General features: G+C 45.3%; 2 protein-coding genes. Both read left to right on the forward strand.

From position 1 onward, the window contains the following. Positions 1 to 886 precede the first annotated feature (886 nt). Positions 887 to 8002, forward strand: a complete 7116-nt coding sequence (locus PMI05_RS27070; RefSeq protein WP_007728836.1) for an amino acid adenylation domain-containing protein — start codon at positions 887 to 889, stop codon at positions 8000 to 8002. Between the two features lie 10 nt (positions 8003 to 8012). Continuing rightward, a complete protein-coding gene (locus PMI05_RS27075) occupies positions 8013 to 17579 on the forward strand; it encodes a non-ribosomal peptide synthetase (RefSeq protein ID WP_007728840.1) in 9567 nt (3188 codons plus the stop codon). Positions 17580 to 17610 lie beyond the last annotated feature (31 nt).

Consider the following 17610-nt stretch of genomic DNA (forward strand, 5'->3'; position numbering starts at 1 on the left):
CTGTTTAAAAGGTGAAGAAATATGGAAAATGCACTCATTGCTTTTGCAACTAGCATCATGGTTGGCGCTATTTTTTTGGGGATCTTATGGTGGGAAGGCTCGTGGTTCAGTCTTCGATTTACGAAGTGGTACTTCGGTATTTTATTTGTAGTCTCGATAGGAGTAGGCGGGTATACCCTTTTTCAAAGCTAATGATTTTACGTATCGAGTAAGCAAATTTCTACAAAGAAAATAGACATGTTCAACCTTCTCAGGTATCGATCAATTTCTACACCAGCCAACCCGAGAAGGTAAACATGTCTATTTTTGTTTTATGATAAACCAATGTCTATGCTAATATTTGACATAAAATTCAGATATGATATAATGCCATTAAATGGCAAACTATTACATTTTATGCTTTTAATAGGTAATTGTTCTAAAAATTCCCCTCTACCTAATAGAATCTGAAGCTGCCTTTCCACGATTCGAAAGAACAATTTACCTTCAATTGCAAGGTTGTCCTTCATAGGTGTTTCATACTCAACTGTATTCAAAACACTACTCCACTTTTGACGCGAATTCATAGCAATTCGATTCATTTACCTTCCCTTTCACATCTCGTTTGTAGCCGCTTTGAACATGCACTATGAAATTTGGAAAAAACATGTTTGTTTGGTCAACTATTCTGGCCTTTTTTGACGCTGCTTAATTGCTTCACCTTAACCAATCGGGTGTCCAGTCTTTATCGTGGACGATTCGATGAGTCAACGCCTACTTTGTAAAGGAGGGGAAGGCTTACCGACCAATATCCATTTTAAAAGTCTGATCAAGCAGAGCGGGAGAGGAACTTCATAATTTTAGAGGGTTCCCCCTTCATTATCAAGCTCAAAAAGGGAGGATAACCATGACCATGGAAGATCAAGTGAATCATTGGCTTTCAGAATTGGCAGGAGAGGCTCCATTACTGCAGCTTCCGTTTGATGTCCCCAGACATAAGAATGCTCACTATGCGGAAGAGACGCAATCGATTGATCTGTCAAAAAAGGTAGGGGAGAAAGCGAGTTTACTTTGCATACAAGAAGAGACCAACATGTTTACGCTATTCTTGGCTGCATACCATAGCTATCTTTACAGATATACGGGGCAAAACGACATTCGGATTGGTGCGATAGCGGGTGATAGTTCTGCCTTTTTTGCAAGTCGAGTGATTGTAGCTGGAACGACAAATTTTAAGCAGCTGTTGAACGATGTCAAAGAGAATGGGATTGAGGAGAAGCTTGCCAATAGCTCCGAAACTATGAAATTATTTCATACCTTTTTAAGAGTGGGAAAAGCCGGGGATGAGAATAACAGACTTTTTGTCGATTCCCAAATAGAAAATGTAGAGCTGCGTGTTGATGTCGAAGAGGCTGAGGGAATGCGCATAACATTTACATATAATTCCTTCCTGTTTACACAACAAACGATACGACGAATGATCGAGAATTTTTGTAACTGGATCGAACAAGTAGTCACTGATGTCGAGACTCCTATCGATTTATTGAGACTGATAACCAAAAACCAAGAGAGAGAACTGGTAGACGAGTGGTGCAGGAAGGATGAACCCACGAATGTTCCTGACACAATCTTGACTGCCTTTGATTCCCAAGCCAATCGGAATCCCGATGCCATTGCGCTCGTTTTTAAACAAGAGAAGATGACCTATAGGGAATTGGATCTCCGCTCAAATCAATTAGCGAATTACCTCCGAAAGATTGGGGTAAAGAGTGAAGTGCTGGTGGGAATATGCCAAGAGCGTTCCATTGAAATGATCGTGAGCATATTGGGTGTGTTGAAAGCAGGAGGCGCTTATGTACCGATCGATCCTGCTTATCCCGTTCAAAGACTCCACTATATTTTGGAAGATGCAGCTTTACAAGTAGTGATTGCGGATGAAGTATCCGCGACGAAAGTGCCTGACGGAATAAAAATGGTAAAATTGTCGGATTATTGCGAAATTTTGTCGAATGAAAGCACGGAGCCCCCTGCAATGGAAGTAAACGGCCACAATCTTGCTTATGTCATCTATACCTCCGGTTCGACAGGAAATCCGAAGGGCGTAATGATTGAGCATCATTCCGTTATGAATTTTCTTCAAACGCTGGAGAGTCGCAGTCCGCTATTACAGATGGACAGGCTTTTGCAAAAAACGTCTGTTTCCTTTGATGCTTCTGTTTGGGAACTCTTTTGGTGGATGTTGAAAGGTGCTAGCTTGTACATCCTCCCGAACAGCGATGAGAAAGACCCCGCCTTACTTGTGAAAGCAGTCGAGACGCATCAAATTACCCATCTTGAGTTTGTGCCGTCTATGCTGAAAGCCGTATTGGATTATATGGAAAATCATGGTTCTCCTGCTGCATTATCCTCCTTGAAATACATCACGGTTGGGGGGGAAGTGCTTCCGCCTCCTGTTGTTACGAAAAGTATCGATCTTTTGACCATTCCTCATGGTACAACCTTATACAACACTTATGGGCCGACAGAGACGACAGTCGAGGTTGCCAGCTTCAAATGCCACCCAGGTGAAACACACACGCAAATACCCATTGGGAAACCGAATGCCAATACACAGTTATACGTGTTGAACGAGCATTTGCAAATTCAACCTGTCGGAGTTGCTGGAGAACTCTATGTCGGCGGATCAGGCGTAGCAAGAGGTTACTTGAACCGTCCTGAATTGACAAAGGAACGCTTTATTTCCAACCCGTATTGTGCGGGATCAGACTCGCATTTGTATCGAACGGGAGATTTGGTTCGGTACTTGGCCGACGGAAACTTGGAGTATATCGGGCGGAATGACAACCAGGTAAAAGTGAGAGGGTACAGAATTGAGCTGGAGGAAATTGAAGTCACTTTAGGCAATCATTCGACTGTTGAGCAAGCAATCATTGTCGCGAAAAAAGACGCCTATGAAAATAACAAGCTGATCGCTTATGTGATAGGGTCTGGAACGGTAACAGAATGGCGTGATTATCTAAAGGCTCAGCTTCCAGAGTTCATGGTTCCGGCCTATTTTGTGAAAATGGATGTTTTCCCGCTTACGCCCAGCGGAAAAATTGATCGTAAGTCACTGCCAGAGGTAGGCAATAGTCGCCCGCATGTTTCGACGGAATATGTAAAACCGGAAACAGAATGGGAAACGAAGCTCTTGGACATTTGGAAGGATTTGTTCGGATACGATGAGATTGGAGTCGAGGATAATTTCTTTGAATTAGGCGGACATTCGCTGTTGGGGACTCAGGTTATTGCCAGAATCCGTGCTCTTTTCAAGAAAGAGATTCCGTTATCTGCTCTGTTTACACATCCGACGATTCGGAGCATCGTGCCGATCGTAACTGCCGCAGATGAGGTAAATGCAGTGGATACATTACCTGCCATAAAGAGGGTATCACGAGATCGAGAATTGCCGCTTTCTTATTCGCAAGAAAGAGTGTGGTTTTTAGAACAGTTAAGCGCTAATAATTTGGCTTATATTTTTCAAGCCACAATGAAAGTGCGTGGGATGCTGGAGCTCCCCATTCTCAATAAATGTTTTACGGAGATTGTGCGCAGACATGAAATATTCCGAACCGTATTTCATGAGAAAAATGGACAACCGTATCAGGTGATCTATGAACCTTTCGATGTGGAATTGCCTGTTATGGATGTTTCGCACTTACCTGAGAGGGATCGTGCTGCTGAAGTCCATAGATTGATCCAAATGGAGATCAAAAAGCCGATTGATATCGCGCAGCTGCCATTGGCGCGCTGGATTGTTTACAAGATTTCTGAGTTGGATTCCGTCATTTTGTTTGTGGAGCATCATCTGATTCATGATGGATGGTCGTTCCGCAAATTTTTAAAAGAGCTGTTTACGCTGTACAGTGCCTATCTTGAAAATAAACCATCTCCATTGGCTGAGTTGCCGATTCAATTCGCAGACTATTGCGTGTGGCAAAATGAGTTGTTTAAGCGCGGCAAGGAAAACAAGCAGTTAACGTACTGGAGGAATCTACTGCAAGGGGCCAATGGGGTTCTGGAACTGCCCACTGACAGGCCACGACCAGTAAATCAAACCTTTAACGGGAATATGTTCACCCAATTAATACCGGAAGAACTGTATCTTCAACTGCGTGATTACTGCATGAAAACAAACACGACCTTATTCATGGTCATGATGGCTGCGTTTCAAACCTTGCTCCATCGTTATTCCAATCAAGAAGACATTATAGTAGGTTCGGGTATCGCGAATCGGCGCTGGAAAGACACGGAAGAATTGATCGGGATGTTTGTTAACAATATTGTGATCCGTCAGCAATTTACCGACAATATGACGTTCCGGGATGTATTGCAAGACGTGAAGATGTCAGCTTTGGAAGCATACGAGAATCAAGAGATTCCTTTTGATCAAGTAGTCGATGCCTTAAAGCTGAAGCGTGATCAAAGCCGCAACCCTCTATTCCAAGTCATGTTTAGTTTCCAGGATGCAAAAGTCACTCATCTACCTGTATCCAATCTGAATATTCAACTCACCGAAGGCATTAGCAACGGATCGGCCAAATTTGATATCAACGTCGTAGTGACGAATCACGAGGAGCTCGCTTCTTCCCTTTTAACAAAGGATGAATACGGAAGTATAAGCCTTGACTGGGAATACAATACGGATTTGTATGACGAATCTACTATGCGCCGCATGTTTGCGCATTATATTAAATTGCTGAAAAGCGTTCTTGCGCACAGTGACCGGACGTTGCATTCCATGCCTATGCTGACCGCTTCTGAGCAGAACCAAATCCTCCAAGAGTGGAATGACACGGCTGCTGCGTTTGAGGATCAGAAAACGCTCCATCAAATATTCGAGGAGCAAGCTGCCCGGACACCAGAGCGAATGGCGGTTGTATTCGGCAACGAACAATGGACTTACAGGCAAATAAACAACAGGGCAAACTTCCTGGCAAGCAAATTGCGAAATCTGGGAGTGAAGCCGGATACATTAGTAGGGTTAATGAGTGAGCGTTCTTCCGACATGATGATTGGTATTCTTGCCATTCTAAAAGCGGGTGGAGCGTACATGCCGATGGACACAGTAGCTCCGAAAGAAAGACTGTCCTATATTCTCCGGGATAGCGATACGAAGGTCGTCGTTATGCAAGAGAAATTCAAGACAGCGATCGATTTCAATGGACCCGTTCTGTTATTGGAAGAGAATAGGCCAGATCAGGATGTGGAATGCGATAATCTCAAGTCCATTGCCCATTCGAAAAATTTGGCGTACGTCATCTATACCTCAGGTTCGACGGGAGCACCAAAAGGAGTCATGATCGAACATGGCTCGGTTGTCAATCGGATGAACTGGATGGTCCATCGCTATCCCATGAACGAGCATGACACCATTATGCAAAAAACTCCCTATTGTTTTGATGTTTCCGTAACGGAGTTAGTCCTATGGTTTTTCACTGGCAGCAAACTATGTTTCCTCGCACCCCATGCAGAAAAAGACCCGGAGCTTATTATCAAAACGGTTGCCCAGCACCAAGTAACTTATATTCATTTTGTTCCATCTATGCTCAGTATCTTTTTGGACCATTTGGAAAACGTGGATTGCGCAGAGGAAATCAAAACTTTACAGCGAGTTTATACGACCGGGGAAGCTTTGAGTACGGAACAGGTTCAACGTTTTCATCAATTAATCGGGCAACGGAATCATACGACTCTCATCAATCTGTATGGTCCTACGGAAACGACAATCGAAGTGACCTACTATGATTGCCAGGCCGATAGCAAGGTAATCCCTATTGGTAAGCCTATGGATAATATTCAAGCTTACATCCTCAATAGGGAAGGGGACCTGCAACCAGTAGGCGTGACGGGAGAATTGGTTATTGGGGGTATAGGTCTTGCACGAGGGTATATTGGAAAGCCAGAGTTAACAGCTGAACGTTTTGTCCCGAATCCTTTTGGCAATCGATCTGAAAGGCTATACAAGACAGGTGACTACGCGCGGTGGATGCCAGACGGCAATATTGAGTACATCGGGCGTATGGATAATCAAGTGAAAATTCGCGGTTATCGGATTGAATTAGGTGAAATCGAAGCGGTTATGAGGAAGCAGCAAGGGGCAGGAGAAGTTGCAATCATTGCCCATGAATATGAGCCGGGGGATAAACGATTAATTGCTTATTACAGTGGGGCATCAGAGGTCGAGACACTAAAAAGTCATTTGCAGAAACAGTTACCGCCTTATATGATTCCTTCTTATTTTGTACGGGTGGGGGAAATGCCGCTCACATCGAGTGGGAAATTAGATCGTAAAGCATTGCCACTGCCTGAGATCCACATTGTAAGCCATCACTACACAGCGCCGCGAAACTCAACGGAAGAATTGCTCGCACTCATATGGAGTGAAATTTTAAGAGTAAACCAAATTGGGGTATTTGATTCGTTCTTTGAATTGGGCGGACATTCCCTGTTGGCAACACAGGTTGTATCGCGCATACGAGAAGTGTTTGGTCAACATCTACCTCTCCGAGCGATCTTTGATTGCCCGACCATTGAGGGCTTGGCTAAGCGGCTAACCGAATTGCGACAAGGAGAGAAAATGGTTCACTTGCCTGCGCTCCTGCAAGTGGATAGAACGGAACCGATCCCGTTATCTTTTGCGCAGCACCGGTTGTGGTTTTTTGACCAACTGGAGCCCGGAAGCAACGTCTATAACATCCCTTATGTATGGCGCTTAAGCGGTTCGTGGGATCTTGCAGGATTAGAAACAGGATTTAACCAATTGGTTGAACGTCACGAAATGCTTCGTACCGTATTCGCAAAACAAAATGGCGTCCCTGTACAGCTCGTTAAGCCGCATCAACCAAGAGCATTGCCTGTCATGGATGTAAGCAGTCTCTCCGCGGATGAAAGAGAAAAGCAGGTCCAGCATTCTATTCAACGGAGTGCTGATCGCGTATTCGACTTGAGTCAAGGACCGTTGATTGAAGCCGAGCTGATTAAGCAGGATGAATCGGAGTATGTTCTTCTTTGTACCGTACATCATATTGTTTTCGATGGCTGGTCAGAGGATATCTTGTTGGACGAGTGGATGGCGTTTTATGAAGAAGCAGTCAGCGGAACGCCTGCCGATCTGCCACCGTTATCCATTCAATATGGGGACTTTGCTGTATGGCAAAGACAATGGCTATCGGATGAGACGATGAAAGAGCAAGTGGCGTATTGGGAAAATGAACTTGCGGACGATCTTACGGTGCTTCAGTTGCCATTCGATCGTCCACGACCAGCCATTCAAACGTATGTAGGGGACATGCAGCATATCGATTTGGCACCTGCATTATTAGAAAAGCTAAAAGCTTTCAGCAAGCAAGAGGGTGCTTCCCTGTTCATGACATTACTGGCTGCCTATCAGGGCTTTCTCTCTCGCTATACCGGACAAACAGACATTTTAGTAGGAAGCCCGGTTGCGAATCGCACTCGAAAAGAAATGGAAGGGTTAATCGGGTGCTTTGTAAACACGCTGGTTTACAGAGTGAACGTCGATGACAATCCAAGCTTCAGGCAATTGGTGGCCCAAGTCAAAGAAAAAACGTTGCGCGGGCAAGAAAATCAGGATGTGCCCTTTGAAAAAATAGTAGAGGCTCTTCAGCCAGAGCGAAATGCCAGTTACTCCCCTGTCTTCCAAACGATTTTTACGATGCAGAACCACCTGAGAAACGTAAAGCAATGGCCAAATCGAAAAATTAAACCAGTGAAAAGTACCATCAAGGTTGCCAAATTTGATTTGTCAATTTCAATAGAAGTCAATTCAGAGCACTCGTTGACGATTTCATTTGGCTACAATACAGACCTATTTAATCCGTCCAGCATAGAACGAATGATCGGACATTTTGTGAATTGGCTCGAGCAAGTGATGGCATATCCTGAGGAGTCAATAGAAGGCTTGCGATTGATTTCAGAAGAGGAAGAAAAACAACTGCTGGAAATGTGGAGTAATCATTAGGAGGTGCTGTATGCAAGATTCCATTACCGCATTATTTGAAGAACAAGTGGAACTTCATCCTGATGCCATTGCATTGGTATACAAAGATGCAAGCCTTACCTACAAGGAGCTTAACAGCAGAGCGAATCGATTGGCACATTATTTAAAATCGTGCGGGGTTGGAGCAGAGAGCCGAGTTGGCTTGTACATGGATCGATCGTTTGAAATGATCATCAGTATGGTCGCTATTTTAAAGGCAGGCGGGGCTTATGTCCCGCTTGACCCTGCCTACCCTGAGCAACGGTTGCTTTATATGCTGCAAGATGCAAGCATTTCGATTGTGCTGACACAAGAAAGCTTGGTGCCCAGACTGCCAGATGGATTGAAAATCGTTTGTCCCGATCTGGACGCTAGCAAGATCAACAAAGAATCAGATGCGAATGTAGGCGAGAGTACGACTTCGGAAAGCCTTGCCTATTTGATGTATACGTCCGGTTCGACAGGAAATCCCAAAGGGGTACTCATCCCTCAACGAGGGGTGATTCGACTTACGAAGCATGCCTCTTATGTATCGCTCACACCGGAAGAAACCATGCTGCAACTAGCGTCGATCTCATTTGATGCGGCGACCTTCGAAATATGGGGGAGCTTGCTAAATGGCGCGAAATTGGTGATTTATCCATTTCACGGTCTGTCTCTTGAAGAGTTGGGACAGGTGTTGCGTGACGAAAAAATCAGCACGTTATGGCTAACCGCAGGCGTCTTTCATCAAATGATCGATTACCGGATCGAAGATTTAAGAGGAGTGCGTCAATTGTTGACGGGCGGCGACATCGTGTCCGCCAAGCATGCCCAACGAGCCTTAGACATGTTACCAGATACACTGGTGATTAATGGGTATGGCCCGACAGAAAATACGACATTTACTTGCTTTTATCACATAAAGCAGAAGAGCGAGATTCAACATTCCGTTCCGATCGGTCGACCCATCAATGATACCGAGGTCTTTATCCTAAATGATAAGCAAAAGCTCGTTCCTGTTGGTCTTGTGGGTGAATTATATGTGGGGGGAAAGGGACTCGCTTTCGGATACTGGAATCGACCGGAGTTGAATCAAGAGAAATTTATTCCGCATCCCTTTCTGACAGACCCTGAAGCGAGATTGTACAGAACAGGCGATTTGGTGAAATTTGTGCCGGGGCGAGGAATCGAATTTATCGGTCGAAAAGATAATCAAGTGAAAATAAGAGGGAACCGGATCGAGCTCGGTGAGATCGTAGCTGTTCTCAATCAGTATGAGAATGTTAGGGAAGCCGTCGTTCTTGTACATGAATATGGATCCGATGATAAACGTCTGATTGCTTATATCGCGGGAGATGGGGATATCGATGAATGGAAACGGTATGCGAGTGAACAATTGCCACCTTTCATGATCCCTTCCTATTTTGTGAAAATGGACGCTTTCCCGCTCACAGCTAATGGGAAGGTAGACCGTCAAGCATTGCCGTTGCCAGAAATGAGCACGATGAAGGATGAATTTGTCGCACCACGTACGGATACAGAGAATAGGATCGCAGAGATTTGGCATGAAATTTTAAAGGTGGAGCGTCTTAGTATCCATGACTCTTTCTTCGATTTGGGCGGACACTCGCTGCTTGCGACGCAGGTCATATCCCGCTTGCAGGATGCCTTTCATCTGTCTATCCCGTTGCGCATCCTGTTTGAATGCCCGACGATCGCAAGCCTAGATGCCAAAATTATGGAGCTTGGCCGGGATGGCAAAAGAGAACGGACACCAGCTATTACGAGAGTTTCTCATCGAGACAAGCTGCCGTTATCGCATGCCCAGCAGCGTCTATGGTTTTTACATCAACTGGAACCGGAGAGTACGGCCTATAACGTTCCTCACATGTGGCGTTTAACAGGGCAGTGGAATGTGCGTGCACTGGAAACGGGCTGGAATGCAATCCTTCAACGCCATGACATCTTGCGCACTGTGTTTTCGAATGAAGGGGGTCAACCTTTCCAGGTCATTGAACCCTATGCGTATCAAACGTTACCAGTGATCGATCTACGTGATCGACCTGCTACTGAAAAAGAAGAGCAAATCCACGACTATATCGAACAGGAAGCAGACAAAAGGTTTGATCTACAGCAAGGACCTTTGATTCAAGTCAAATTAATCGTCGTTGAAGATGACCAGTTTCTTTTGCTGTGCACGATGCATCATGTCATTACGGATGGCTGGTCTGAAGATATCTTATTGGAAGAATGGCTGTCCTTTTATGAGGAAGTAGAAAGCGGAACTCGTGCGGAGCTGCCAGAATTGCCTATTCAATACGCTGATTTCTCGGTATGGCAGCGCGAATGGCTGACGGATGAGGTGATGGGCCAACAACTCGATTATTGGAAAGCGGAGTTGTCCGGAGAGCTTCCTGTCTTGCAATTGCCGATCGATCGACCAAGACCAAGCATTCAAACCTATGCCGGAAGTATGCATAAGATTGTACTGGCAACTGAACTGCTTGAGAAGCTGAAAGCGTTCAGCCGGCAAGAGAATACCACCTTATTTATGACTCTGATGGCTGCTTACCAAGGCTTTTTATCCAGATATACCGGACAAAACGATATTTTAGTGGGTAGCCCCATAGCGAACCGTAATGTAAAGGAAATCGAGGGGTTGATTGGCTTTTTCGTCAATACGCTTGTCTACCGGGCGAACCTCCAAGACAATCCTACGTTCAAGCAATTACTTGCCCAAGTAAAAGAAAAAGCTCTACAGGCACAGGAGTACCAAGATGTTCCGTTTGAAAAAATCGTCGAGATGCTGCAAGTGGAACGCAATACAAGCTACTCCCCGGTATTTCAGACGGTGTTCACATGGGCTGAAATGGAAGCGGATGTCTATCGCACGTCCAGTGGACAATTAGAGAAAATGCCAGTTCAGATCAATGTGGCAAAATTTGATCTTCAGTTATCCATGGGTGAGTCCGAAGACGGCCTGGTGATGAACATGATCTACAACACGGATTTATTTGATCCATCCACGATTGAAAAAATGACAGACCGCTTCGCGCATTGGTTACAAGAACTTGTAAACGCACCGGATATGCCGATTGCCTTGTTGGAATTGTTAACCGAGGAAGACCGTCACAAACTCTTACTCGAATGGAATCACACTAGCAGTGGCTTTGGAAAAAATGATGGGGCTACAGTCTCCATGCAAGATTCCATCTCCTCATTATTTGAAGAACAAGTGGAGCTTCATCCTGACGCCACTGCATTAGTATACAAAGGCACTAGCCTGTCCTATAGAGAGCTTAATAGCAGAGCAAATCAATTGGCGCATTATTTAAGAAAGTGCGGAGTAGGAGCAGAGAGCCGAGTTGGCTTGTGCATGGATCGCTCGTTTGAAATGATCATCAGTATGGTCGCTATTTTAAAGGCAGGCGGTGCCTATGTTCCGCTTGACCCTGCCTACCCAGAGCAACGATTGTTTTATATGCTGCAAGATGCAAGCATTTCGATTGTACTAACACAAGAAAGCTTGGTGTCCAGACTGCCGGACGGATTGAAAATCGTTTGTCCCGATCTGGACGCTAGCGAGATCAACCAGGAATCAGATGCGAATGTAGGCGAGAATACGAATTCGGAGAGCCTTGCCTATTTGATGTATACATCCGGTTCCACAGGAAATCCCAAAGGGGTACTCATCCCTCATCGAGGGGTGATCCGACTTACGAAGCAAGTCTCTTATGTATCACTCACACCGGATGAAACCATGCTGCAACTCGCGTCGATCTCATTTGATGCGGCGACCTTCGAAATATGGGGGAGCTTGCTAAATGGCGCGAAATTGGTGATTTATCCATTTCACGGTCTGTCACTTGAAGAGTTGGGACAGGTGTTGCGTGACGAAAAAATCAGCACGCTATGGCTAACCGCAGGTGTTTTTCATCAAATGATCGATTACCGGATCGAAGATTTAAAAGGGGTGCGTCAATTACTGGCTGGCGGCGACATCGTGTCCGCCAAGCATGCGCAACGTGCCTTGGATATATTACCAGATACATTGGTGATTAACGGGTATGGCCCGACTGAAAACACGACATTTACTTGCTATTATCCTATAAAAAATAAGAGCGCTATCCAGCACTCCGTTCCAATCGGTCGACCGATCGATGATACAGAGGTGTATATCTTAAGCGAAATGTTAAAGGTAGTTCCTGACGGTCTCGTTGGGGAATTGTATGTGGGAGGCAAGGGACTAGCTTTCGGATACTGGAATCGACCGGAGATGAACCAAGAGAAATTTATTCCGCATCCATTTCATTCAGACCCTGAAGTGAGATTATACAGGACGGGCGATCTGGTGAAATATGTACCGGGGCGAGGAATCGAATTTATCGGGCGAAAAGATAATCAGGTAAAAATAAGAGGGAACCGGATCGAGATTGGTGAGATTGTAGCTGTCCTCAACCAGTATGAGAGCGTAAGAGATGCCGTCGTCCTTGTACATGAATATGGAGCGGATGATAAACGTCTGATTGCTTATATCGCGGGAGACGGGGATGTCGATGAATGGAGACGGTATGCGAGTGAACAATTGCCGTCTTTCATGGTCCCTTCCTATTTTGTGAAAATGGACGTTTTCCCACTGACAGCTAACGGGAAGGTGGACCGTCAAGCATTGCCGCTACCAGAAATGCGCACGATGAAGGATGAATTTGTCGCGCCACGTACGGATACAGAGAATCGGATCGCATCGATTTGGCGTGAAGTTTTAAAAACAGAAACGGAACGATTGAGTATCCACGATTCCTTTTTCGATTTGGGTGGTCACTCGTTGCTTGCGACGCAGGTCATTTCCCGCTTGCAGGAAGCTTTCCATCTGTCTATCCCATTGCGCATCCTGTTTGAATGCCCGACGATCGCAAGCCTAGACGCCAAGATCATGGAGCTGGGCCGGGATGGAAAAAGAGAACAGACACCAGCTATTACGAAAGCCTCGCATCTAGAAAAGCTGCCGTTATCGCATGCCCAGCAGCGTCTATGGTTTTTACATCAATTAGAACCGGAGAGTACGGCGTACAACGTTCCACACATGTGGCGCTTAACAGGGCAGTGGAATGTGCAGGCGCTGGAAACTGGATGGAATGCGCTTCTGCAACGCCATGACATCTTGCGCACCATGTTTTCGAATGAAGGGGGTCAGCCTTACCAGGTCATTGAACCCCATGTGTATCGAATGTTGCCGGTGATTGATCTACGTGATCGATCTACCGCCGAAAAAGAAGAGCAAATCCACGATACTATCATGCAGGAAGCAGACAGAAGATTTGATCTACAGCGGGGACCTTTGATTCAAGCCAAGCTAATCGTCGCGGAAGAGGATGAGTTCCTTTTGCTGTGCACGATGCATCACGTCATTACGGATGGCTGGTCAGAGGATATCTTATTGGAAGAATGGCTGGCCTTGTACGAGGAAGCAGAGAGTGGGGTACGTGCGGAGCTGGCAGAATTGCCAATTCAATACGCTGATTTCGCCGTATGGCAGCGCGAATGGCTGACGGATGAAGTGATGGGCCAACAACTCGACTATTGGAAAGCGGAGTTGTCCGGAGAGCTTCCTGTCTTGCAATTACCAATCGATCGACCAAGACCAAGCATTCAAACCTATGCCGGAAGTATGCATAAGATGGTGCTGGCAACTGAACTGCTTGAGAAGCTGAAAGCACTCAGTCGGCAGGAGAATACGACCTTATTCATGACTCTGATGGCCGCTTATCAAGGCTTTTTATCCAGATATACCGGACAGACTGATATTTTGGTGGGCAGCCCCATAGCGAACCGAAATGTAAAGGAAATCGAAGGATTGATTGGCTTTTTCGTCAATACGCTCGTCTACCGGGCGAACCTCCAAGACAATCCAACGTTCAAGCAATTGCTTGCCCAAGTAAAAGAAAAAGCTCTACAGGCACAGGAGTACCAGGATGTCCCGTTTGAAAAAATCGTAGAAATGCTGCAACTGGAACGCAATACTAGCTACTCCCCGGTATTTCAGACGGTATTCACATGGGCAGAAATGAAAGCGGATGTCTATCGCACGTCCAGTGGGCAATTAGAAAAAATGCCGGTCCAGATCAATGTGGCGAAATTTGATCTTCAGTTATCCATGGGTGAGTCTGAGGACGGTCTCGAGATGAACATGATCTATAACACGGATCTATTTGATCCATCCACCATTGAAAAAATGACAGACCACTTCGCGAATTGGTTGCAAGAGCTGGTGAACGCACCGGACGTGCCGATAGCCTTGCTAGAATTGTTGAGCGAGAAAGAACGTCACAAAATCCTCGTGGAGTGGAATGATACAGCAGTCGCCATTCCGGAGAATACATGCCTGCATGATTTGTTTATCGAACAAGCAAAAAAGACACCGGAACTCATAGCAGCTGAATATGGCAGTGAAAAAATGACCTATGAAGAACTGGATAGACGTTCTAACCAGTTGGCGCACTATCTGATTATGCTGGGGGTTGGACCCAATACGCCTGTCGGGATATGTATGAATCGCTCCATTGAGCTTGTCATCTCGATTCTCGGCATCGTAAAGGCTGGCGGAGCATTTCTCCCCTTGGATACTGAAATGCCGCAAGCGAGGATGACGAAACTGTTGGAAAGCTCCAAAACCAATATTTGTATATCTGAGCTGGAGTTCATGAACCTGTTTGGACAAGCCACTCATGTTAGATGTATAGATTCCCAAGCGGAAAAAGAAAAAATAGCAAGCATGCCGGAGAGATTGCCGGAGCAAACCGTAAAACCGACAGATTTGGTTTCGATTTATTACACGTCAGGATCGACGGGAAATCCGAAAGGCGTTGAAAACCACCATTATGGTTGGGTAAATCGCATGTTATGGATGCAGCGACAACATGGCTTGGAGCAGGGTGAGTCTGTTCTGCAAAAAACCACATTAACATTTGATGATGCAGCTGTTGAGTTTTTTTGGCCATTGTCTGTAGGGGGACGGATATCACTCTTGGAACCATGGCTGCATCGGGACCCTGAGGCGATTATCCAGGCTGCTATTCACTATCAGGTAGCGTGCATTCAATTTGTACCGAGCATGCTCAATATGTTTGTGGACGCCCTTACTCCAGAGGATGCATCCAACTTGCACAAATTAAAAAATGTCATCTCCAGTGGTGAGGCGCTATTACCCGAAACAGTAGGCAAGTTCTTTAAAAAGCTAAATGCCAAACTCCATAATACGTGGGGGGCCACAGAAGTATCGATCGACTCCACCCTTTACACATGCTCGCCAATGGACGTGTTGGAAAAGGATTGTGTGAGTGTAGGCAAGCCGATTGATAACAACAGGGTCTATGTTCTTGACCAAAATATGAAGGCTGTCCCAATTGGCGTCATTGGCGACCTTTATATTGGTGGCCGTGGATTGGCCAGAGGCTATCTGCATAATAGCGAGAAAACCCAAGAAGTATTTATGGAGAATCCGTTTGTACCAGGAGAAAGAATATATCGAACTGGAGACAAGGGGTGCTTCCTACCTTCGGGCAACATTAAATTCGTAGGCAGACAAGATAATCAAATCAAGATTAGGGGCATGCGGGTGGAGTTGGGTGAAATTGAATCCACATTAAGTAGGCATCCGTCTGTTCGTGAAGTCGCCGTTATTTCTGTTAAAAACGACAGGTCAGCTACCGAATTGGCTGCTTATATCGTAGGGGACGGGGATGTAAACGAATGGCGGGGATTCCTGAAGGAGCATTTGCCTGCTTATATGATTCCAACTTATTTCATGAAGTTGGACAGCATTCCTAAAACTACGAGTGGAAAAATTGACCGAAATAAACTGGAATTACCAGATGTGAGACCAAGCGATTTCTCGATCATTGAGCCGCGCACGATACCTGAGGAACTTATACACTCCATCTGGTGCGATATATTGCAGGTGGATCAGATTTCGATCAAGGACTCATTCTTTGATAGAGGTGGACATTCCTTATTGGCTACGCAAGTCATCTCCCGCATGCGAACCGTTTTTGGGATGGACATACCATTGCGCACAATATTTGAGTTTCCAACCATTGAAGCGATTGCCGCTCGTATATCCGAGATCAAGCGAGGCAGTGAAACGAATACCCGCATCCATGAAGTATCGCGCGTGGAAACTCAGACAGATGTCTCCTTGTTCGAAGTATCGCACGGGCAAAGAAGACAATGGTTCCATGCAAAATTCAGTGACCAAGAAGCAGTAGGAGGGGTTTACCTCTTTGAAGTAGCTGGTCCCGTTGACAGTCATTCTATGCACAGGTCTATGGGCCTCATGTTTGAACGTCACAGAATCATGCGCACGACGATTATAGAAACCGAAGGGCAATTGTATCAAAAAGTGCATAACGACCTTGAGGTTGAGAATGCGTTTGTAGATTTGTCTTCCTTATCTGTGACGGAAGGCGAGCAGCGCATCAAAATGGATTTGCAATCTGCTCTGTACAAGCCATTTGATTTTTCGCGAGAGTCTTTCTTCCGGATGACTTTGTATCGTGTTACATCAACGAAGCATTTCCTCATCTTGAGCGCTCATCATATTGGATTTGATGGCTGGTCGTTAGATGTGTTTATCAATGATCTCGCGTACATTTATCAACAAGTAAAAAGTGGTGTGCAAAAGGAGTTTTCCAAACCATTGGATTATATGGATTACACCTTGTGGCAGCAAACACGATTGCAAAATGGAGAATTGAACCGACAACGGGATTATTGGTTAAAACAGCTGCAACAAAATGTAGAGGCACCTTTCATTCCGCGAGAGACACATTCGTTCACTCATGGCAATCGAATTTCAAATGTAGCATCGCTTCCCATTGAGCAAGTGACGGGACAATCACTTTTAGAATTGACTCGAATGGCTGGTGGTACCGTCTATACGAGCTTGCTTGCGGCTATCAACATTTGGCTGTCACTCCTCACGGATCAAACCATCATTACTGTCGGATCTACATTATCTGGTCGTACGCAGACTGACCTTGAAGGAATTATTGGTCCGCTAATCAATCCGGTCGCTTTGCGTACAGACTTGTCTGGCAACCCGACTGTATTGGAAATGATGAACAGAACAAGAGAAACCGCATATGGTGCGTACGAGAATCAAGAGTATCCGTACAATTTGGTCGTAGAGGATCAACTAGCCGTCACAGGAGATAAGAAGAGTTTGTATTCCATTGTTTTTATTGGACAACACGTATCGAACAATCAGCCGGAATCAGCTGAAATTACCTTTACGGAATGTCCGTTACGTCGTTTTCTGGATGAAACGATTATCAAAACATATGAAGGCAGTCACTTCGTTCAAGATGATCAATTGGATATGATGTTATTTTTGTCTACGCGTCATGACCAACTGACGTTAACGGCACATTACAACACGGAAGCATTCAGCGAGAATGCTATGGATACGTTACTAGATCAGCTAAAGCATGTCATCTGCCAAATGATTGACAATCCAATGCAGCGCTTGTCTCAAATAAACTTGGTTGAAGAATATGATTTCAATGAACTGTTCAGCTAACTAGTTTATGGCTGTTGGGGCATGCTGGTGA

Origin of the sequence: Brevibacillus sp. BC25 (assembly GCF_000282075.1) — a bacterium.
Lineage (GTDB): Bacteria > Bacillota > Bacilli > Brevibacillales > Brevibacillaceae > Brevibacillus.

Coding starts and splice junctions, on each gene's coding strand:
- PMI05_RS27070 (WP_007728836.1), top strand. CDS start 887: ATGACCATGGAAGATCAAGTGAATCATTGGCTTTCAGAATTGGCAGGA.
- PMI05_RS27075 (WP_007728840.1), top strand. CDS start 8,013: ATGCAAGATTCCATTACCGCATTATTTGAAGAACAAGTGGAACTTCAT.